Origin of the sequence: Mammaliicoccus sp. Q-M61, assembly GCF_022386055.1 — a bacterium.
GTDB lineage: Bacteria > Bacillota > Bacilli > Staphylococcales > Staphylococcaceae > Mammaliicoccus > Mammaliicoccus sciuri_A.
Genome location: NZ_JAJNJL010000002.1, coordinates 340,157 through 362,807, shown reverse-complemented (window position 1 = coordinate 362,807; position 22,651 = coordinate 340,157). Strand labels below are relative to the sequence as shown.

Sequence of the window (22,651 nt, the reverse complement as noted above, 5' to 3'; positions counted from 1 at the left end):
TTTTATTCTCCACTTTCACGTTGTGCGGCTCTTTTAAGTTGAATCTGATATCTCGCATTCATTCTAATTAATTCTTCTTTCAGTGTTACCATTTGTCTATATCCCATAAAGTGATATATTCTCTCGTTTATATAGTGGTATCGTTCTTCAAAATTCATTGGTATAACTGGATATTCTTCGATATGCGCTATATCAAATGTTTCTATTTGATTGATTTGTTCTATATAAGCGATGATCAAATGATAATATTGATCTAACAATTGGTGTGCTTCATTTGTTTTAAGCTTTTTATTTTTAACAAGTGGCTCTATTTGTTGTTCAAGTTCTATGAAATCATTTTTTTGTATCATGCGCCTTCAACCTTTACTAACCCAGCTTTTAATCGTTTTTGCCCTTCTCTACAATCTGCAAATAATGGACATACTTCGCATTTCGGTTTACGTGCTACACAGTGATAGCGCCCAAAGAATATAAGCTGATGGTGACTTTTTGTCCATCTTTCTCTTGGAATGATGCTACATAAACGATCTTCAACTTGGCGCACATTGTCTTTAATTCTACATATAGCAAGACGTTTAGATACGCGTTCTACATGTGTGTCTACTGCTAATGATGGTTCCCCGAATGCTACACTCATCACAACATTCGCTGTTTTACGCCCTACACCAGCTAATGATTCTAATTCTTGATGTGTACTTGGTATGACACCATTAAAATTATCTAACAATGACTGACAAAGTTTTTGTATATTTTTAGCTTTATTGCGGTATAAACCGATTGAGCGAATGTCATTTTGTAGTTCTTCTAAACTTACATTTAAATAATCTTCAGGTGTTTTATACTTTTCAAAAAGCGATTTTGTCACTTTGTTGACGAGTACATCTGTACACTGTGCAGAAAGTAATACTGCGATTGTGAGTTCAAATGGATTGTCATGAACGAGTTCACATTCAGCATCTGGAAACATTTCATCAATAACATCCATCATTTCTAATGCTTTCTTTTTACTTATCATAAGGATTCTCCCCATTTACCCAATCAAAAGTCGGGATTAAATTAACATTTTGTTTTACTTTTTTAGTTTGATTAAACTTTTCGCTTTCTTCTTTGGAAGATTCAACAGTCGTGATGTTCTTCTTCTTCCAGTTTAATAAAATGCGGTCGATATATTTGATGCTGAGTTTATCTAAACTATGCGCTTCGTTAAGTGCGCTCATTATGAGTTCGTTTGAATGTTTATCAGTATCAATCCAGTGGTTTAATGTTTGCACTTCTAATGGTGTTAATGGTCGACCGAAAGCGGATTCGAATTCTTGGAATAATTTCTTGAATTTTAAGTTTTGATCTTCTACTGTACCTTGTTGCATTGTTTCGTTTTTAATTAATGCGAGTTGTTCATACATAGGATCAAATGATATGAATTCATTATATTTATGTTGGTCATCTTTTTCAATTTTAATGTCTATAATTTTTAATTGAGATAGTTGATTGATGATATGACTTACTTCTTGTATAGATAATGTCGTGCCACGTTGGATATCTTCTAATGGAGGCTGTAAGTTTCGATCATTCTCTTGATCTAGCAATTTAATAAGGATAACGAATTGTTTTTCATTTAATCCTAAATTGGCATAATGATCAAACAAAGCTCTTTGAACAACGACTGGCTTTTCTTTTAACATATCACTTGTATACATTTTTTCACCTACTTCATTATAAAAATATAGAGTCTGGGATCACTATTCAGCTCCCAGACTCGCATATTATTATGGATATAATCGATTTAATAAACGTGGGAATGGTGCAGTTTCTCTAACGTGTTCTACGCCACTTAACCATGCTACTGTTCTTTCAAGTCCTAAGCCAAATCCACTATGTGGTACACTTCCGTATTTTCTTAAGTCAGTGTAGTAACTATATGCTTCAGGATCTAAACCATGTTCATTAATTCTTTGATTAATTAAATCTAAATCACTAATTCTTTCAGAACCACCAATGATTTCTCCGTAACCTTCTGGTGCGATTAAATCTGCACATAATACAGTGTCTGGATTTTCAGGGTTTGGTTCCATATAGAATGGTTTAATTTTTGTTGGATAATTAATGATAAATACTGGTTTATCATAATGGTTTGCAATTGCTGTTTCATGAGGAGAACCAAAATCGTCGCCCCATTCAATATCATCGAATCCTTCTTGATGTAAGAATTTAATGGCATCATCGTAAGTGATTCTTGGGAATGGTGTTGATACTTGTTCTAACTTAGAAGTATCTCTTTCAAGAAGTTCTAATTCTAATTGACAATTTGCCAACACAGCTTTAACGATGTGATGAACGTAATTTTCTTGAACTTCTAAGCTTTGGTCATGTTTCATAAATGCCATTTCGCCTTCGATCATCCAGAATTCAATTAAATGTCTTCTTGTTTTTGATTTTTCAGCTCTGAATGTTGGACCAAAACTAAATACTCTATTATGCGCCATAGCTGCAGCTTCTAAGTATAATTGACCACTTTGAGATAAGAATGCATCTTCATCGAAATATTTCGTATGGAACAATTCACTTGTACCTTCAGGAGCACTTCCTGTTAAAATTGGTGGATCAATTTTAGTGAATCCACTTTCGTTAAAGAATTCGTATGTCGCACGAATAATTTCGTTTCTAATTTTCATAACGGCATGTTGACGTTTAGAACGTAACCATAAATGTCTGTGATCCATTAAGAATTCTGTACCATGATTTTTTGGTGTGATTGGATAATCATGTGATTCTGAAATAACTTCTACACCACTTACCTGCATTTCATAACCAAATTTAGAACGGTCATCTTCTGTAATTGTACCCGTAACATAAACAGATGTTTCTTGTGTTAATGATTTAGCTAATTGGAAGATGTCTTCTGATACTTCAGCTTTCACAACAACCCCTTGCATAAATCCTGTTCCGTCTCTTAATTGTAAAAATGCTATTTTCCCACTTGATCGCTTGTTTGCAATCCAAGCACCGATTGTCACTTCTTGATTGACATAATCTTTAGCTTGTTTAATCGTAATATTCATTATTATTTCTCCTATTCAAATAAATTACCTATAGTTATTTTATCAAATTATGCATACAACTGCTATCTGTTTGGATATTTTCTTAGTTTATCTTGGAATTTATTTAAATCACCTTCGATAACAGGTATTTCACCTAAAGCATTTATGAAATATTTACTGTAATTACTATCTAATATTCTTCTATCAAAACAAATTAATAAACCTTGGTCATGCTTGTTTCGAATTAATCGACCAATGCCTTGTCTGAACTTAGTTACTGCGTCTGGTAAGACAAAGTCTTTAAAGGGATTGTCAAATTCATCTTTCATTAAATGGTATCGTGGATCATCCTGATGTATAAACGGTAATTTCGTCATCATGACACATTTAATACCTGAAGATTGATAATCAAATCCTTCAAAGAATGATAAAGTACCTAGTAAAATCGTTTTATCAAATTGGTTAAACTGTTGTACGAGTTTGTATACGTGTGAATGTTGTTGCTGCATTAAGACGACATAATCATCAAAGATTTCAAGTTCTTCCATGTATCGGTATGCTTGATACAACATCGCATAATTCGTAAACAGTACTAAACATTTTTGATTTGTTTCACTCACAAATGTAGATAAATAACTAACAATCGTTTCAATATAGTCATCTTGTTGATGATATTGATAAGTCGGCATATTTTCCGGTACAAAACATGTTGCTTGATTTTTCAAGTCGTAAATATCATTTAAATAATAAGTGTTAAATTGAATGTCTTCAGGAAACATAGATTTAAATGATGTAAATGAATGATTAACAGTTAATGTCCCTGAAATGAAAATATTGCTATTGAATTGCTCTATAAACACTTCATTCAGTAAATCTTTAACTTCTGCTTTTTTAACAAAAAGTGAAAGTGTAGATTTCTGAGATATTTTCTTAATGGATACGAATGGCACTTGACCAGACTTAATCATGTTATAAATTTTAGTATATTGATGATAAATATAAATTAACTCTTTCTTGAATGCTTTAACATGTGCGTGTGAGTATGATTTAAATCTAGATAATATTTGATTGATTGTACTAATTTGTCGTTTAAATATTTCAGATATATTCGCGACATCAATATCATAGAAGTAATGAATTTGTTTGTCATCTTCATGAGATTCTTGATGCTTATCTGAAATTTGAGCCATTAAATCATCAAATAATTGTTCGTTTTGTTCGTGAAGTAAATCAATATCACGTTTCAGTTGATATATATCAATTGGTTCGATTGGATATTGCTCAATGACTCTTCTATTTTCTAATTTATCTAATCGTTTAAATAATTTTTCTTGCTCATTTTTACCTAATAAACCGAGATGATATTTAATATGTTGGTAACTTAAATCATCTGTCACTTGATTAAGTGCGTAATCTTGAATACGATGCGCTTCATCAACGATGATATGTTTGAACAATTGGTATACGGTATCTTCTGTACTATGTTGTAACAAGTGCGCGTGATTTGTTATACCAATCTCTACATGCTGCGCACTCTCTTTAATAAATTGATAGTAATGTATATCATTTTTAAACGGTACATAAGTCGTGCGTTTTTGTTCAAAGAAGACCTTTTGACCACCTTTAAGATGGAGCTCTTCAATGTCACCTGTTTCCGTTTCAAGAATCCATACAAGTAACTGCATTTTTAAAATAGTCGCTTCATAGTTGTCTGTATCATCTTGTAATATATTTAAGATTAAACCAAGCGAAATATAATGATCTTTACTTTTAATAATCATCGCTTTTAAATCTAAATCTAATGCATTTAAGACTTTATTAAATTCTTGTTCTAGAAGTTGATTTTGAAGTAACTTCGTATGTGTTGAAACGAGAATATGTTCACCAGTTTCTAAATAATACAATAATGCAGCGAGCACAAAGCTCATCGATTTCCCACTACCAAGTGGTGCTTCAATTAAAGCATTCTCGTTATGCATTAAAGAATCAAATAATTGTTGAACGAGTTGATATTGTTCTTTACGATAATCGAAGTTAAAGGTTTTAAGTATTCTATCATAAGCTTCATCTAGTGTAATTGATGTACGGTCACTTGAATGGCGTATTGGCATTTGTTTTAAATAATGGATGTTCTGGTACTTTTTAATATTGCGATTATGCGTTTCGGCACCTTGATGTGTTCTTACAATTTCAAATAGAATGTCTTTTAAATCATGCTTTAAAGATTTAGATAAATAATAAAGTTGTTTAATCGTATCAATCGGAAGACCATTTATTTTTTCAATGGCTTTGATAAACAATAGTGCAGTTGCTTTAGCATCTTCATAAGCACTATGCGCTTGGTTTAAATCAACTTGTAACGATTGACTCAATTCACTTAACTGATAACTTTCTTCGTTTGGAAATGCGATTTTAAACAATTCCATCGTATCAATTGTTAATTTAGGTTCAAATTGTATTTGATGCTTTTCGAAATGGGATTTGAGAAAGTTTAAATCAAATAGAACATTATGCGCGACAAATACACAATCTTTCAACAAGTTAAACAATGATTGACTGATCTCTTCAAAGTACGGAGCTTCTTCTAAGTCTAATTCATTAATATTGGTTAATGCTTGAATAAAAGATGGAATTTCCAAATCCGTTTTGACATATGAATGATATGTATCGGTAATTTGGTTATTTTCTATAAATGTTATCCCAATTTGAATGATTTCATCATATTGAATTTGGTTTCCGGTTGTTTCTAAATCTACAACAGCGTATCTTTGCGCCATATTATCTCTCCTATATTTCGATATCTGCACTCATAAATTGGTGTAATTGACCATCATCAGATATCACGGTTAAGAACCCATTATCTTGTATATCAATTGCTCGACCAAATACTTGCTTTTTACCTTCTGTATAAGTTAATTTTTTGTCCCAAATCATACTTTTACTTTTATATAAATCTTTAATGTCACTGAATGGTAATTCTAAAAATTGATCATATCTCAGTTCAATAGCTTCTATTAATAATTTCAAAAATTGATAAGGTTCTATAGATTGTTCATTTTCTATTTTTAAACTTGTCGCACGTGATTGACCAGCTTGATCGAAGTCTTCTTGTGTTTGGTTTAAATTAATACCAATGCCACAAATAATCGCATTGACGCCATCAGTATCTGCAATCATTTCTGTTAAAAAGCCACAAACTTTTTTATCGCCTATATAAATATCATTTGGCCATTTAATTTTACTTTGAATGCCATAATGCTGTTCAATCACTTCTTGAATGGCAAGGCTTATAAATAGATTAAATGTCGACATTCTTTGAATTGGAATATCTGGACGTAATACAACTGACATCCAAAGCCCTTTACTTTTTAGAGATGACCATTCTCTTTGGAAACGCCCTCTCCCATTTGTTTGTTCATCACTTAAAACAATAAAGTCATGTTCAATGTCATTAACACGAGATTTAGCTAACAATTGTGTTGAATCTACTTGTGTTTGAACAATTGCGTGATTCAATATTCTTTGATATTGAAGTGTAATATTCACAATGTCTTCTTGCCAAGTTGTAGGGATTTCTGAGATTTTATATCCCTTATTAGAAATAGACTCAATTTCAAAGCCTTCTTTTCTCAATTGATCGATGACTTTTTTAACTGTTACACGTGAACAATTTAACGTTTCAGCAATATGTTGTCCTGACAAATATTCATTATTTTGATATAAATATTTAATAATTTCACGTTTATATTTTGACATTCTCTCGCACCCATTCTATTAAATCATTTTCTGTATTATCCACTTTATGGTTAATGACAGCTTGTTCAACTTTATTTAAAATATCTTTGATCCATGGTCCACCTTTTTTATTAAATGTAGACATCAATATTTGACCGTTAATTTGTAATTCTGATTTATCATATATAGGTAGTTTATCATATATTTCATCAATTACACGGTCATTCATAATTGTAGGATGGATAGAGATATTCAGTTGTGCATTATGCTCAGAAATAAAGTGAATGATTTCTTTCATTTTATCACGATGATACGTATATACGAGATGAATCATATCTTGCTTTGAAATTTTATTATCAGAAAGTGATATCAATAATTGAACGTATGATGAGATATCACGCTTTTCTTGATTACTGATTTTCAAACTGTTCAAGCTTGTTAAATCTAATTCGTTTAAATAACATAATGCAGCCACCCATAAATTGAAATGGGCATGTTCTGGCATGAAGATACTTCTTTGGTTGATTTCTTTGAAAAATGGAATATATTTAAATATTTCTAGTTCATGAGCGGTCGTTTTTGTATCATGAATATATTTACCTTGAATCATTTTTTTTAGTTCAACAACAATTCTTTCAATTGCGATGGCATTTAAAGAATGTGCTGTTTGATACATGGCGTCTTTAGTATCATGATCAAGTGCAAAGCCTGTTTGTGATTGGAATCTTACACCTCTCATAATACGTAATGCGTCTTCTTCCATTCGATCAATTGGTGTTCCGACAGCTTTTATGATTTTGGATTGTATATCGTTTAACCCATTGAAATAATCATGAAGTTGATACGACTTATCCATAGCGATAGCATTCATTGTGAAATCTCTTCTTGCTACATCTTCATATAAATCCGTTACAAACTGAACAGATGTAGGTCTTCTATGATCAACATAATCCCCATCTTTTCTAAATGTTGTCACTTCAAACTGTTGATTTTCACCCATCACAATCATCGTGCCGTGCTCTTTGCCTATTGGTAAAGTCTTATCAAATAATTGTTCAACTTCATCAGGTAAAGCACTTGTTGTGATATCAACGTCTGAAATTTCTTTACCCATTAAATAGTCTCTTACTGAACCACCGACAAAATATGCTTGATGCCCATTACATTCAAGTGTTTCAATTATCCATTTCGCATCTTCAAATACTTGATATTCACGCATATTATTCTCCTAACATATCGTTGTAGCAAGATTCGTACTGATCAGCAATCACTTTAGATGAGAATCTTTCACGTACATCTTGAATCATAGCGTTTTGCATTTTGCGATAAAGTTCTGAATCTGTTAGTAATTTAACCGCATATTCACTCGCTTTATCCGTATCACCGACATCAACCGTATAACCCGTTTCACCGTTTTTGATGACTTCTTTTATGCCACCTGCATTTGTACCAATCGGCACGACACCTGTAAGCATAGCTTCAAGTAATACAAGTCCAAAGCTTTCTTTTTCACTTAATAACAACGTTAAATCAGACATTTGATAGAAGATATTCACTTCATCTTGTTTACCTAAAAATAGAACTTGGTCTTCTATATTAAGTTGTTTAATTTGTTCTCTGGCCACTTGTAACTCTGGACCATCACCGATGAGTAATAATTTAGATTTAATTTGTTTGTTAATTTTGTAGAATGTATCCACGACATCAGGCACGCGCTTGACTTTTCTAAAATTTGATACAAACGTGATGACTTTTTCATCTTCTTCTATGCCATAACGACTTCTTAAATCTGTATTATAAATTTGTGGGAAACTTTCTTCTTGTACAAAATTGTATATTGTTTTGATTTCTTTATCAGGTTCTATAATGTCATATGTTTCTTGTTTAAGACTATCACTGACACTAGTTACAACGTCACTCTTTTCAATTCCGAATCGAATGGCACTTTGTAATGACGTATCATAACCTAATACTGTAATATCTGTTCCATGCAAAGTCGTCATGATTTTGACATCTTTTCCGGATATTTGACGCGCTAAAATACCACAAATTGCATGCGGTACTGCATAGTGCATATGTAATATATCCAAGTCGTAATCGTTAATGACGTCTGCAATTTTAGCACTTAATGTAATATCATATGGTGGATATTGGAATACAGAATATTGATTTACGTCAACTTGATGAAATGTTACGTTTGGAACAGGCTCTCTCATTCTAAAAGGCATATTAGAAGTAATAAAGTGAATTTCATGACCTCTTTTCGCCATTTCCAAACCAAGCTCAGTTGCAACAATTCCTGAGCCCCCCATTGATGGATAACAAGTTATACCGATTTTCATATTAATCCTCCATTATGACTTATTTACGTTCGAATCTATCTTTATCTCTTACATTGAATTTATTCATTGTATCTTGGAAACTTTTATTTAAATCTATGTCTAAAGAATTTGCTAAACAAATTAAGACGAATAAATTATCTCCTAATTCAGCTTCAATTGTATTGTCTTCTTCTGTTGGTTTCTTTTTCTTTTCACCATGACTATGATTAATTTCTCTAGCTAGTTCTCCAACTTCTTCTGTTAATCTCGCTAAATTTGCTAAAGGCGAAAAATAACCTGCTTTAAACTGAGAAATATATTGATCAACTTCATGTTGCATCTCTTTCATGTCCATAAAATTTCCTCCCTACATATCTTTTATATCTCTATATAAAAGAACTCACATAATAAAATTATATATGATAATCATGCATAATGACAACGTAATAAGCTTATAACTACAAACCTCATAAATATTTATAAAATAAAAAATACCAACAAAGTCAAAAGACTTTATTGGTATTAAAATGATTTCATTAATTATTACGTGCCATTAGAATAAATCTTGCTAATTCAGCTACGGCTACAGCTGTTGCTGCAACGTATGTCATAGCAGCTGCAGATAATACTTTTTTAGCATGTCTATATTCTTGTTGGTTAACGATATTTAATTTTTCAATTTGTCGCATTGCCCGTTTACTAGCATCGAATTCAACTGGTAATGTGATGATTGAGAATAATACAGCGAATGACATAAATACGATACCAACCCATAATAATGTTGTACCGAATGTACTACTCATTGCTGTTAATACGATACCAGCTAAAATGATAATGTATGATAACGAACTTCCTAAATTAGCAAGCGGTAAAAGTGCTGATCTAAATTTAAGGAATCCATATCCTTGAGCATGTTGAATAGCATGTCCTACTTCATGTGCTGCAATTGCTGTACCCGCAACACTTGGTTGTTGATAGTTTGCCGGTGATAATACAACACGTTTCTTAGTTGGATCAAAATGATCTGATAAGAATCCTTCACCTTGTAACACTTCTACATCATGAATTCCATTTGCAGCTAAAATTTCTTCTGCAACTTGTTTACCCGTCTTCCCACTTGTTGAACGTACTCTTGAGTATTTATTGTATGTTGATTTTACTCTAAATTGGAAGTACATAGGGACAATCATAATGATAATAAAATATATGATATATGAAAACAAATAACTTCCTCCTTTTTATCCCTGTTATTTATTATATTACGGAGTGACGGCTCTTACGTCAAATATTTTGAACGTAATTTGATGTTTTTTTGGAAATATAGTAATAACAGAAAAGCGATAACACTTAGCCAAAAAGCAAAGTATCCTATATGTGACTCATACTGACTTAACATACTATATACGGGATATTGATGATACACATAATCAATAACATCATTGTGAAATACCCAAATCATTGTTACAACAATATGCCACTTTTTAATATTGAATAAAGGATAGAACATCAATGCTTGAATAGCCATAATGCCGTGTGAAGTCATCAGCATTATTGCCATTGGAACAAGTTGATCGTAATGAATCATTACAAATATATTCATAACAACTGCCCATACACCATATTTAATTAATGTAATAAATGCTAAACATTCAAACAATCCTAAATGTTTATTGAAAATGATTGCAGCTATCGCAATCACTAAGAATAATGTTGCTGTTGGACTGTCGGGTATAAATGGCCAAAAGTACCATTTGCTATCAAGTAATTGACTGCCATACCATATGTATCCATAAATGGTGCCGAGAAGATTTGCGATAAATAGCGTAATGAGAATAGATTTCTGCCCCATTACATATCTCCAAAATTCCATTTTATTACTCCTTTGAAAAGAGCCCAGGGCACGCATATGCCCCAGGCTCAAATTTAATTATTTTTTCAATTCTTTACCGTTTGCATCTGTTTCATGTAAATCTGCAACGTATTTAGCAACTTTGTCAATTTCATCTTTAGAAAGTGTGTCTTTGAAGCTAGGCATTTTACCTGCACCATTTTCTACGAATCCTTTAACGCCCTCTTTAGGTAATTTCGATTCAACTAAGTTTGGACCTTGTCCACCCGTTAACTCACCACCGTGACAACTTGTACAGTTTGACTTGATGATGTCTGTATAAACAGGGTCTGATTTGTCTAAGTTCGAGAAGACGATTTCACCTTGTTTAGCTTGTTGTTTCCAATCATGGTAATAACTTGATTCCCATGTTGTATAGAATAAGATTGCAATTGCGATTAACATAAATCCAGAAGCAAATGGTCTCTTTGTCCATTTACGTTCAGGGCCTCTATCTAACCAAGGTGCTAATAATAAAGCACCGAATGCGATACCTGGTAAGATAATTGCTCCGAATGTGTTATAAGGACCAGATGCGAATGAATATTTAAGTATTTGATATAAGAATAAGAAATACCAGTCTGGTAATGGTGTATAACCAGTATCAGATGGATCTGCCACACGTTCAAGTGGCGATGGATGAGCGACTGTTAAACATAAGTAAGCGATTAAGAATACCGCACCAGTCATCCATTCTTTTAGTAGAAAGTCAGGCCAGAAACTTTCTGTACGACCTGGAAATTCTGAATAATCTCGATTTAATTTCGGTTTGTCGTATGACTTTATTCTTGAATCACCAACAAACTTCATCCCTTTACCGCGATGCATGTCGCATGACCTCCTTTTTCATTTATTCACGTTAATTTTATAGTGGACCTGAAATACCTTGTTTTCTGATCATTATAAAGTGTGCTGCTAATAACGCGAATAGTGCAGCTGGTAGGAAGAATACATGTATCGCAAAGAAACGAGTTAGAGTTTGTGCACCAACTATCTCTGCATCCCCTGCTAGTAATGTCTTAACCCACGGCCCAATGATAGGAACAGATTCTGCAATTTGTAAACCTACTTTTGTTGCGAATAGTGCTTTCATATCCCATGGTAATAAATAACCAGTAAAACTTAATCCAAGCATTACGAAGAATATTAATACACCGACAACCCAGTTTAATTCTCTAGGTTGTTTATAAGATCCTGTAAAGAATACACGAAGTGTATGTAAAAACATCATTACTACTACTAAACTTGCTCCCCAATGGTGCATACCACGTACGATAACACCAGCAGCTACATCGTGTTGTAGATAGTAAACTGATTTCCATGCATTAACGATATCTGGAACATAGTACATCGTTAAAAACATACCTGATAAAACTTGTATTACTGTAATGAAAAACGTTAGACCACCAAAACAATAAACGAAAGCTGAAAAGTGATAAGCAGGGTTAACATGCTCTGGCACCTCATGATCAGCAATATCTCGCCAAATTGGTGTAATATCAAGTCTGTCATCGACCCAATCATAGATTTTATCTATCATTGTTAATCCCTCCTTATTTAGCTAATTCGTTCTCGTGCTTTTTACCGATTTGAATAATGCCACCTTTAACTTTTACTTCGTATTGATCAAGTGGTGCTAATGGCGGCGTACCTGGAATATTCTTACCGTTCTTTTCATAACGACCGTTATGACATGGACAATAGAATTGATTTGGATTTGATTTATCGCCATTCCACTGTACTGTACATCCTAAATGTTTACAGACCGGTGATAATGCTACGATTTCATTTCCATCTTTGTACACCCAAGCAAATTCTGTAACTTCACTTGTGTACCAAGCATCTTCTTGCTCGAATTTAAAGTCCACTTTAATAGGCTCTTTACCAAGTTCTGACTCCTTTACGCCTGTAGCAATCATATCGCCTTGTGCATCAGCTTTGAATACAGGATCAAGCGCAAATCTACCCATAGGTAAAATCATACCAGCAGCCATAAATGACCCAACACCCATCAATGAATAGTTTAAAAATTGGCGTCGTGTGACACGTTGGCTCATTTAGATTCCCCCCTCTATTAATCGTTCTTTTATAACTAGGACAACTTAATTTTAGCCTATTATTTCAAGACGGTCAACGCTTTGTCACAATTTAAATGTTTATTTATTAACCTTTTATCTAGGAATTTTTAAAAAAATGAAAAGGCTTTATTATAAAGGCGGAAATATTGATAAAAAACTGTGAAAACAACCCTATTTTCCACATAGAAAGGACAATTGTATTTTGGAAATAAAAAACCGCAACAAATCTTAACCCAATAAGATTTGTTGCGGTTGTTATGATGTGAAGTTATCTAGAAGTTGGTTATTATCGCACGAAGACTTTGAGATATCGTGCGATAAGGTATAAAATCAGGGTGTAACGCACGAAGACTTTGAGATATCGTGCGCTAAGGTACAAAATCAGGGCGTATCGCACGAAGACTCCGAGATATCGTGCGCTAAGGTACAAAATCAGGGCGTATCGCACGAAGACTCCAAGATATGGTGCGCTAAGGTACAAAATCAGGGCGTATCGCACGAAGACTCTGAGATAATATTCATCTATCTACTATTTATTCCATGTTCTAATGATAAACTTCATAAATTGTTTGAGGCAATTAATCCATATTTTTTCATTATTCTATAGACACGTTTATGATTAACCTGGAATTTAGTATGTTCCCTCAAATACTTATGCATTCTTCTAGATCCATATTTCCCATCGTGTTCATGATAAATTTTGAATATCAAATCTTTTAATTCATTATTGAATCTCTCGGATTCTGATTCTTCTCTGTTTTTCCATTTATAATAACTTGCCCTTGATATTTCAAGAATGGTACACATTTGATTCGTCGGATATTTATCTATTAATGATTCAATTGTCTGATATGCTACTATTTGTCTGACTTTCGATTCATCAACTGCCTCTCTATTTCTTCCTGCTTTTTAATACCTCATTCTCCATTTGAAGAATTTTATTTTTTTGTTCAAGTGCTTTTATTTTTAATTTGAGTTCTTCTTCAATAGTTAATGCTTCAACTGGTTTTCCTTTACCTCTACCATCTACTAAACCAATATCACCATGTTCTTCATACTTTTTCACCCAATTATAGACTTGTGAATAGCTAACTTGGTACTTTTCAGCTGTCTTATTAAAGTCTCTATTATTTTCAATACAATATTTAGCTATTTCTACTCTTTTTTCAAAAGATGTTTTTCTAGTATTCATAGTGTCTACCTCCAGGTATGGAAAACAAGATTTATTTTCCTTTCTTACAGTATACTTTATCACTCAATTTTTTAAAGTATCGTGATGTGAAATGATTTATTAAGCCCCTACATCTGAATAAATTTATTTAAAGTTATTGTAGATACCTTGATTAAGTTCGACAGGTAGTCTAGCTTTATACATAAAAATATCCCTATAGAGTTTTAGTTTTTAAATACTTACTCTATAGGGATAATACACTATAAGATATAGTGCATCTACCTACTATTTATTCCATGTTCTAATGATAAACTTCATAAATTGTTTGACTTCGTCTTCGATGAGTGTGCGTTTCATATCGTCGTCTAAGTCACCCATTGGAATCGTGTTTACTTTATACAATTCGTGATCAACGTTCAGTTCTACTTGATCACTGCTTAAAATAATTATATTGTTCAAGCCATACTCTTTTAAACTTTGTATAAAAGATACGACGTGATCGTATTGATTACCACTTGTGAAAAATGTTGGTGTAAGTAGTAATCTACCTTTAAATTGTTTTTCTGCTAACATGCCAACAAGTTGAACTGTTTCGTTTTGGTCGCATGATGTTAATAATTGATGATTCATATCAATATTAGATACAGGTATGATGGCTGTATCGATATATTCTAAGTTGTTTTTTAATTCTTTTAAGTCAACATGATTAAATAACATTATCGATGTTCCTCCAACTCATTAATGAATTGTAATATTTTAGACATTTCTATAAACATGTCTTGGTCGTTATTATCTAAAGATTTATCTATTTCATTACTGATGAGTTTACGCCAATGTCCTAGCCCGTGTGTATTGTTGTTATTTAAAGCACGAATATCTTTGTCATCTCCATAATAATCAACAAGCATTTGTAACAACAGCAACTTATTCAGTCGATCATCATTTCTGTTCAAATATAAAAGTACATTTAAATGTGTATTGTCTAGACGAATATCATGAAATATTTGTCGACCATCTTCTATACAGAATCGATCTTTACAATAAAGTAAAGGCAGTTGTTTAGATTGCTCGGTACTAATGGACAGTATGCGTTCATCAGAAAATTCATTGACGAATGAAATGTTAGATAAATATTTAGGGCTACTTTTTAATAAATTTAATATCCATACACTTTCAGCAATTTTAAAATCGTATTGATATAGAATATATTCAATAAATCGCTGTTTTTCATAATTTAACCATGTATGATTCATAATTAACCCTACTTATAATAATCTTTCGTATTCTTGGTCCCAATATGGATTTTCAGGATCAAGTTTGCGAACAGATTCTAATATATTTTTAGCGTTATCGACATGACCGATTTCAATTAAGTAATGGTAATAGTCATTTAAGAAATCAATATTTTGTGTTAAATCTGGATATGCTAATTCATAGAAGTGTTGAGCTTCTTTATCTCTTTCTTCTTCACCGAATGCATATGCAACGTGCCAAGCTACTACTGGGTCTATATCTTCATGATCAACATATGTTAATAAATTTATAAGACCTGTTATATTATCTTTTTCTCGATAATAATCAGCAAGTATAATGGCAGCTTCAGTATAAGAAGGATCAACTGTTAATGCGTCTTGTAACAGAATTGCACCATGTTCATCGTTAGTTGTTAACATTAATCTAGCAGTATCTGTCATCAATTCTTTATAATATGCGTTTAAGCGAAGCCCTTCTTTACCAATTTCAATTGCTTTTTCATAATCTTTTTCTGATTCATAAATTTGCAATAAGTAATGGTAAGCTTGCATGAAGTCTGGGTCTTTTTGTAATAACTTTTCAAGTTGCTTAATTGCTTCTCTTGTTAAGTCATTTTTTTGATAACTAATTGCTTGTTTGAAATAATCTTCAGCTGTCATATCCATTTCTGATACATTTTCATAATATTTGATTGCTTCTTCGTATGCACCACTTTGTAAACTTGCGTCTGCCATTCGTGCATAAATCGAAATACCATTAATAATATCTTCACCAGTTTGCGTGATTGTTTCATAGTTAGAAATTGCTTTTAAATATTGACCATCATAATAGTACATTTCAGCTAAAGCGAATGTAATCACAATATCATCTGGTTCCATTTCTTTTGCTTCAAGTAATTTCTCTATACCTACTTCGAATAAGCCTTGTTGTTGGTATAAATCAGCCTCAAGCATTAATTTCTCTGTAGAATGTGGGCTGTTATACAATACTTCATGCGCTTTATCTAAGTCGTTTTGGTCAATTAGCCCTTCTATATAATAAACAAGCAATTCATTTTCATCAGGATAAAGTAAATAAAGTTCTTCGAATATTTTAACGCCTTGATCGACAATGCCGTATTTATATAATGTTTCGCCTAACATAAATAAAGCGTCGTGATCGTCAGATTGTAGAACTCTGTTTACTTTCTCATCTAAATGTTCAATATTCTTCATGTGAATATCGTCAATTACTTTATATACATCTTCCATGTTAAAGGACTCCTTCTATTCATTTATTAGAGATTTAAGTTCTTTAAATGCATCTAATACTTCTTCTTTAGAAACGGATTCAATTGTAAATGAAGCTTCACCATTTTGTAAAACCATTTGAATCGTTTGTCCAATATTCTTTTTGTCTTTTTTCATATATTCAAAAATTTGTTCAATATCTGCATGATTTAAGACATTTAAAGGGTAACCTAATTCTTTTAAATAATTAATAAACAGATGCACACTTGCTGTGTTATCGTACATATTTCTATTTTTATTTATCACTTTCTGGAAAAGAATACCGATCATCACAGCTTCACCGTGAGCAATTTTTGTTAAGTATTCAAGTCCGTGTCCAAAAGTGTGTCCTAAATTTAAATGTTTACGTACGCCACCTTCAAATTCATCTTCAATCACAATTTTTAATTTAGTTTCGATGCCCATTTTTAAATAATCTTCTATATTTTTCAATTGCGCTAATTCTTTTATAGAAGGATAAACATCCATTAAATGAAGTGTGTCGGCTTCACTATTTAAAATGGCATGTTTAAATATTTCACCATAACCACTACGTATTTCAATATGTGGCAATGTTTCTAGGAAATTTATATCATATATAACAGCGCGTGGTCTATGAAATGCACCGATTAAATTTTTACCGACCGATGCATTTATGCCCACTTTTCCACCGATTGCTGAATCGTGTGCCAAAAGTGTTGTAGGAACTTGTATAAAATCAATGCCACGTAACAAAGTTGCAGCTAGAAAACCAACAAAGTCTCCGGTTGCGCCGCCACCGATAGCGATGAGTTGAGATTGTCTTGTGATATTCATTGATAATAGCTTTTCGCTGAGCGATTCAAAATATGACATTTGCTTACAAGCTTCACCACTCATAACTGTTAAAAATTTAATATCTTGGTCTTTAAGATGTGACTTAATATAGTCTTTATGAAATCTATAAACATCTTGGTCAATTAATACAATATTTTGTTCATCTGCTTTAAGATATTGATTAAGTTCAGCTAGTGCGTTCTGCTTTAATATTATCGGATAGTTGTTGTTAGTATATGTTGTTTCAAAAATCATTTCATCACCTAGAAGTTTAAGTTCCAATTACGATGATTCTTAATAGCTTCTTGTAATTGGTCAATGTGATTAGATTGGTATTCTTCAGTTAAAGCTTTTGCAATTTCAAATGCGATAACATTTTCACAAACAACACTTGCAGCAGGAACAGCACAACTATCTGATCTTTCAATTGTCGCTTTAAAGCTATCTTTAGAATCAATATCTACAGAGTTTAATGGTTTATATAATGTTGGTATTGGCTTCATAACACCATTGATGACGATTGGCATACCATTTGACATACCGCCTTCAAGTCCACCTAAGTGATTTGATAAACGATGGTAGCCGATTTCGCTATCGTAAGCAATTTCGTCTTGTATTTCACTACCTGGTTTTTCAGCAGCTTTAAAGCCTTCACCGAAACTAACACCTTTAAATGCGTTTATACTTACGACTGCTTGAGCTAAACGTCCGTCAAGTTTACGGTCATAATGAACATAACTTCCAATTCCTGCAGGCATATTTTCAACGACTATTTCTACGATACCACCGATTGAATCACCATCTTTTTTAGCTTCATCAATACGGTTTCTCATTTTCTCAGCTACGTCATCATTAATACAACGTACATCATTATGGTCAATATTTTGTTTGACTTCTTCAAGTGTGTATTCATAATCGTCTTTAACGCCACCGATTTCAATAACTCTTGAATAAATTTCAATATCTAAAGATTTTAATAAAATTTTAGAAACTGCACCAACAGCAACTCTTGCAGCTGTTTCACGTGCAGAAGAACGTTCAAGTACATTTCTTAAATCTCTATGATTATATTTCATACCACCAACAAGATCGGCATGGCCAGGTCTCGGTTTAGTGATAACTCTTTTCATATTTTCTAATTCTTCTTCAGTTAATGGGTCAGCACCCATAATTTTTCTCCAATGTTTAAAATCATCATTCTTAACGATGAGTGTAATAGGGCTACCTAATGTATAACCATGTCTCACACCTGAAACGATTTCTACAGAATCTTTTTCAATTTGCATACGACGACCGCGTCCATATCCACCTTGACGTTTAAACATTTCTTCATTAATCTCGTTTACGTCAATTTTCAAGTTTGCTGGTACACCTTCTATAATGACAGTTAGTTGTGGTCCATGTGATTCACCAGATGTTAAGTAACGCATATTATCTCTCCCTACTGTTAATTAAATATAAAATTAATCATATCATATTTAGCGCGTTAAATTAACAAAAACAGACGAATAGTTTAACAAAGTTTTAGATTTTTTGATTTTAAATAAGTGTGAATTATATGTTGTTCAGAGCATGTCGGTTGTGAGGTGGAAATACTGGTGTTTTTATACGCGTGTTGGATGCGAGGTGGTAATATTTGGTTCCGTTATTAGCAGTTTTGGTGAGAAGTGCAAATAAGGAGGTCGTTATTAGCAAGTTTGGGCAGAAGTGCAAATACTGAGTTCGTTATTAGCAAGTTTGGTAAGAAGTGCAAATACTGAGACCAGTAATTACAATTCTCAGTAGTTTTGTAACTAAGACGGTCTATAGTAACACTTCGGCCAAGTTTTGTAACTAAGGCTGCCCATAGTAACACTTCAGGCGAGTTTTGTAACTAAGGCTATCCATAGTAACAATTTCGCTGACTTTTGTAATTAAAGCAGTCCATAGTAACAATTTCGCTGACTTTTGTAATTAAGGCTATCCATAGTAACACTTCGGCTGAGTTTTGTAATTAAGGAGGTCTATAGTAACACTTCGGCCAAGTTTTGTAACTAACGCCCTCGTTATGAACAAGTTTGGCCAGAAGTGTTCATAAGACCCTCGTTATGAACAAGTTTAGCCAGAAGTGTTCACAAGACCCTCGTTACGAACAAGTTTGGGCGAAAGTGTTCATAAGACACTCGTTACGAACAAGTTTGGTCAGAAGTGTTCACAACGCCCTCGAATTTCACTCAACGCCCCGAGAATACCCGTAAACACTCCCGGCGTCACACCACTTCCGCCTCTTAACAAAGAAGTAGTTCAACAAGAAATTGTTGAACTACTTCTCTATTGTATTTATTTTTCGTAAACCCAATTTTCATTGTTTAATTTATAATCATTTAGTTCTGATTGATTAAACCAGAGACCAATTTCACGTTCTGCTGATTCGTTTGAATCTGATCCATGAATAATGTTTCTGCCTAAATCGATACCATAATCCCCTCTTATCGTACCTGGCGCTGCTTTAGTAGGGTTTGTTTCACCAACAAGTGTTCTTGTTACTTCTACTACATTCTTACCTTCTACTACCATTGCAAATACTGGTCCTGATGTAATAAAGCTTACTAAATCATTGAAGAAAGGTTTCTCAACGTGTTCAGCATAATGTTCTTTAGCTAATTCTTCACTAGCTTGGAATAATTTAGCTGCAACTAATTTTAAGCCTTTTCTTTCTAATCGTGAAACGACTTCACCGATTAAGTTTCTTTGTACTGCATCAGGTTTAATCATTAAAAAAGTTCTTTCCATTGCGTAATCCCTACCTTTGTTTTATGTAAATCCAAGATAAGTTTATCATTGACTACGCATACTTGCAAGCGCTTTCTAGTGGTTTCTATCTCTTATTTTCACAATTATTTCCAATAGCATTTTTTTCCCTGATTCATTATTTAATGTATCAATTAAATTTTCTGCTTTTTGTAAATAATGGTTACTCACTTCTTTAGATTTTTGTAATTCTGGTGATTTAATAATTTCTTGAACTAATCTGTCAAATACTTCTGAAGGACTATCTGGTTGTAGTTCATTGATGCTTGCTTTAAAATCTTTAGAATTTTTCATTCTTAATAAGACTGGTAAAGTTAAATGTCCGTTTCTTAAATCAGATCCAACTGGTTTACCGAGTTTCTTTTCAGTACTTGTAAAATCTAAGATGTCATCTACTATTTGATAACTCATACCAATGTAGTATCCAATTTTAGTTAACTTCTTCACAGTTTCATCATCTGCACGTGCCGCGTACGCTCCTAATTCAGTAGATAATGAAATAAGTAATGCGGTCTTACGTTTAATTCTGCGTAGATAATTTGTTATCGATTGATTTGATACGAATTGATCTTCAAATTGGAATAGTTCACCACGACATACTTCGATTATTCCATTTGCTAATTGTTCATGAAGCTTAGGATGTTCTATTTGGCTTACTGCATTTAAAGATTGAGATAATAAATAGTTACCCGTAATAACTGCAGTTTGCACATCCCACTTCTTTGCTATAGTTGGCTTACCTCTTCTTTTGTCACTCTTATCAATGACATCATCATGAACTAAACTGGCCATATGTATAAGTTCTAATGTAGTTGCTACAGTGATTACATCTCTTGAATAATGCTCGCCAAATTGACTTGCAATTAAAGTGAATAATGGTCGTATACGTTTACCACCAGAAGTTAATAAATATTGGCAAGCTTCGTTGATAGTGTTTTGGTCACTATTTATATAACTATTCAATTGTTTTTCTATTTCTTTTACTTCTTTATTTATATGAATTTTAGTTTTGTCATACATGTAATCACCTTGTTATTTAGGTTTGTAAGCTAAATGCATTGCTGAAACGCCGCCAGTGAAGCTTTTCACTTTAATTCTTTCGTAACCAACATCAGCAAACATTTCTGCTAATTCTTTTTTGCCAGGGAAGTTTCCGGCAGATTCTTGTAACCAGTTGTATTCTTTTAAAGATTTCGCAAAAATCTTACCGAATAGTGGCATGATATTTTTGAAATAAAATCTATATAATTGTTTGAATACTGGCATTGTTGGTTGACTTGTTTCTAAACATACAACCATACCGCCTGGTTTAACAACTCTTTTAAGTTCGTTTAAGACATGTTTATAATCGGGTACGTTTCGTAAGCCGAATCCGATTGTTACATAATCAAATTCATTATCTTCGAATGGTAAGTTCATAGCATCCCCATGAATTAAATGAATATTTGCCATGTTATCTGTCTTTTTCTTACCGACTTCTAGCATATTCTCACTAAAGTCGATACCAACTACTTCACCATATGGTCCCACAGCGTGACTTAATTGAATTGTCCAATCTGCAGTTCCACAGCAAACATCTAAAGCTTTAGAACCTGGTTTAACATTCATTTGTTTCATTGTATATTTACGCCATCTTTTATGTTGCTCGAAGCTAATGATATTATTTAATGTATCATATTTACCTGATATATTTTGGAAAACTTCATGTACGTGTTCTGATTTCGATTTATTATCCACTAGTTATTCATTCCTTTAAGTTTAAAAATGTAGTTATTCATTAATAATAATATGCATAAATTTGATCTTTCAAAGTTTCTTTATCCATATTAATTTTGTAGTAATCAATCACTGTTGTAATAAAGATTGATTCTATTTCTTTTATAATAGCTGTATCTTGATTTATTTTATCATGAGCCAACGTTTGTTTTAATTCATTTTGTTTACTAATTGCTTGAGTCATAATATCTAAAAATACGAGGTCTTTATTTAATGTAGCACATTTATAAAAATATGCACTAACAAGATCACCTATTAAGATATCTTGATTAGAAACATTTGGCTCACCTATTCTATTTAAAAAGCGCATTGAGGCATCAATAGATAATGTAGCTAACTTAGCATTAGTATCGATGTTCATTTCATCTAATACGTCAGCTATGATTGGATTAACTACAGGTACATTACTATTCTCTACACCTTTTAACAAATTAGAAATATCTTTTTTATAAATTTTTTCAATTTTATCCATCTTATCACCTCAACAATATCACCTATATATCTTAACACTAAGTT

Annotated in this window: 25 protein-coding genes; all 25 read right to left on the bottom strand. The window is 32.6% G+C overall.

Going from position 1 to position 22,651, the window contains the following annotated elements; genetic code table 11:
- Nucleotides 1-2: 2 nt before the first annotated feature.
- Complete coding sequence (locus LQ677_RS05260; RefSeq protein WP_107591060.1) at nt 3-350, bottom strand: YpoC family protein; 348 nt, start codon at nt 348-350, stop codon at nt 3-5.
- The gene (gene nth, locus LQ677_RS05255; protein WP_204188605.1) at nt 347-1,015 is read right to left on the bottom strand and encodes an endonuclease III; all 669 of its coding nucleotides are present in this window, start codon (nt 1,013-1,015) and stop codon (nt 347-349) included. The genes LQ677_RS05260 and nth overlap by 4 nt, the downstream gene beginning before the upstream one ends.
- Nucleotides 1,005-1,697 (bottom strand): DnaD domain-containing protein, encoded by a 693-nt coding sequence (locus LQ677_RS05250; RefSeq protein WP_239748144.1) that lies wholly within the window; start codon nt 1,695-1,697, stop codon nt 1,005-1,007. Before LQ677_RS05250 ends, nth begins: the two co-directional genes overlap by 11 nt.
- Nucleotides 1,698-1,766: 69 nt before the next feature.
- Nucleotides 1,767-3,059, bottom strand: coding sequence for an asparagine--tRNA ligase (asnS, locus tag LQ677_RS05245; protein ID WP_159315648.1), 1,293 nt, complete (start codon nt 3,057-3,059; stop codon nt 1,767-1,769).
- A gap of 62 nt (nt 3,060-3,121) precedes the next feature.
- Nucleotides 3,122-5,815, bottom strand: a complete 2,694-nt coding sequence (locus LQ677_RS05240) for a helicase C-terminal domain-containing protein (RefSeq protein WP_239748143.1) — start codon at nt 5,813-5,815, stop codon at nt 3,122-3,124.
- A gap of 10 nt (nt 5,816-5,825) precedes the next feature.
- Complete coding sequence (locus LQ677_RS05235; RefSeq protein ID WP_239748142.1) at nt 5,826-6,794, bottom strand: biotin--[acetyl-CoA-carboxylase] ligase; 969 nt, start codon at nt 6,792-6,794, stop codon at nt 5,826-5,828.
- Entirely contained in the window at nt 6,781-7,992 is a 1,212-nt protein-coding gene (locus LQ677_RS05230; RefSeq protein WP_239748141.1) for a CCA tRNA nucleotidyltransferase, read from the bottom strand. Before LQ677_RS05230 ends, LQ677_RS05235 begins: the two co-directional genes overlap by 14 nt.
- Before the next feature lies 1 nt (nt 7,993).
- Nucleotides 7,994-9,115, bottom strand: coding sequence for an N-acetyl-alpha-D-glucosaminyl L-malate synthase BshA (bshA, locus tag LQ677_RS05225; protein WP_049318836.1), 1,122 nt, complete (start codon nt 9,113-9,115; stop codon nt 7,994-7,996).
- Between the two features lie 19 nt (nt 9,116-9,134).
- Complete coding sequence (locus LQ677_RS05220; protein ID WP_025905482.1) at nt 9,135-9,449, bottom strand: nucleotide pyrophosphohydrolase; 315 nt, start codon at nt 9,447-9,449, stop codon at nt 9,135-9,137.
- Nucleotides 9,450-9,630: 181 nt separating this feature from the next.
- Nucleotides 9,631-10,317 carry a zinc metallopeptidase gene (locus tag LQ677_RS05215; protein ID WP_037588148.1) on the bottom strand — a complete coding sequence of 229 codons (687 nt, stop codon included), beginning with the start codon at nt 10,315-10,317 and terminating at the stop codon, nt 9,631-9,633.
- A 53-nt stretch (nt 10,318-10,370) separates the two neighbouring features.
- Nucleotides 10,371-10,964, bottom strand: a complete 594-nt coding sequence (locus tag LQ677_RS05210) for a DUF1405 domain-containing protein (protein ID WP_126477470.1) — start codon at nt 10,962-10,964, stop codon at nt 10,371-10,373.
- Between the two features lie 57 nt (nt 10,965-11,021).
- The gene (locus LQ677_RS05205) at nt 11,022-11,810 is read right to left on the bottom strand and encodes a menaquinol-cytochrome c reductase cytochrome b/c subunit (protein WP_037588151.1); all 789 of its coding nucleotides are present in this window, start codon (nt 11,808-11,810) and stop codon (nt 11,022-11,024) included.
- Between the two features lie 37 nt (nt 11,811-11,847).
- On the bottom strand, nt 11,848-12,522 hold the full coding sequence (gene qcrB, locus LQ677_RS05200) for a menaquinol-cytochrome c reductase cytochrome b subunit (protein WP_016912349.1): 675 nt from the start codon (nt 12,520-12,522) through the stop codon (nt 11,848-11,850).
- Nucleotides 12,523-12,535: 13 nt separating this feature from the next.
- Nucleotides 12,536-13,039, bottom strand: a complete 504-nt coding sequence (locus tag LQ677_RS05195) for a Rieske (2Fe-2S) protein (protein ID WP_107577812.1) — start codon at nt 13,037-13,039, stop codon at nt 12,536-12,538.
- Between the two features lie 579 nt (nt 13,040-13,618).
- Complete coding sequence (locus LQ677_RS14830; protein WP_191835586.1) at nt 13,619-13,867, bottom strand: IS3 family transposase; 249 nt, start codon at nt 13,865-13,867, stop codon at nt 13,619-13,621.
- An 85-nt stretch (nt 13,868-13,952) separates the two neighbouring features.
- Entirely contained in the window at nt 13,953-14,252 is a 300-nt protein-coding gene (locus LQ677_RS05185) for a helix-turn-helix domain-containing protein (protein WP_191835587.1), read from the bottom strand.
- Nucleotides 14,253-14,516: 264 nt separating this feature from the next.
- Nucleotides 14,517-14,948 carry a DUF2487 family protein gene (locus tag LQ677_RS05180; protein ID WP_025905476.1) on the bottom strand — a complete coding sequence of 144 codons (432 nt, stop codon included), beginning with the start codon at nt 14,946-14,948 and terminating at the stop codon, nt 14,517-14,519.
- Nucleotides 14,948-15,484: a YpiB family protein gene (locus tag LQ677_RS05175; protein WP_037588155.1), complete on the bottom strand. Its 537-nt coding sequence runs from the start codon at nt 15,482-15,484 to the stop codon at nt 14,948-14,950. The genes LQ677_RS05180 and LQ677_RS05175 overlap by 1 nt, the downstream gene beginning before the upstream one ends.
- Nucleotides 15,485-15,496: 12 nt before the next feature.
- Nucleotides 15,497-16,735: a tetratricopeptide repeat protein gene (locus LQ677_RS05170; protein WP_037588157.1), complete on the bottom strand. Its 1,239-nt coding sequence runs from the start codon at nt 16,733-16,735 to the stop codon at nt 15,497-15,499.
- A gap of 15 nt (nt 16,736-16,750) precedes the next feature.
- A complete protein-coding gene (gene aroB, locus LQ677_RS05165; protein WP_126477616.1) occupies nt 16,751-17,824 on the bottom strand; it encodes a 3-dehydroquinate synthase in 1,074 nt (357 codons plus the stop codon).
- Between the two features lie 8 nt (nt 17,825-17,832).
- A complete protein-coding gene (gene aroC, locus LQ677_RS05160; RefSeq protein WP_191835590.1) occupies nt 17,833-18,999 on the bottom strand; it encodes a chorismate synthase in 1,167 nt (388 codons plus the stop codon).
- 889 nt (nt 19,000-19,888) lie between these two features.
- On the bottom strand, nt 19,889-20,341 hold the full coding sequence (gene ndk, locus LQ677_RS05155; protein ID WP_037588159.1) for a nucleoside-diphosphate kinase: 453 nt from the start codon (nt 20,339-20,341) through the stop codon (nt 19,889-19,891).
- Nucleotides 20,342-20,416: 75 nt separating this feature from the next.
- Nucleotides 20,417-21,379 (bottom strand): polyprenyl synthetase family protein, encoded by a 963-nt coding sequence (locus LQ677_RS05150; RefSeq protein WP_206167023.1) that lies wholly within the window; start codon nt 21,377-21,379, stop codon nt 20,417-20,419.
- Nucleotides 21,380-21,391: 12 nt separating this feature from the next.
- The gene (locus tag LQ677_RS05145; RefSeq protein ID WP_239748139.1) at nt 21,392-22,096 is read right to left on the bottom strand and encodes a demethylmenaquinone methyltransferase; all 705 of its coding nucleotides are present in this window, start codon (nt 22,094-22,096) and stop codon (nt 21,392-21,394) included.
- Between the two features lie 40 nt (nt 22,097-22,136).
- The gene (locus tag LQ677_RS05140) at nt 22,137-22,607 is read right to left on the bottom strand and encodes a hypothetical protein (protein WP_025907097.1); all 471 of its coding nucleotides are present in this window, start codon (nt 22,605-22,607) and stop codon (nt 22,137-22,139) included.
- Nucleotides 22,608-22,651: the final 44 nt, after the last annotated feature.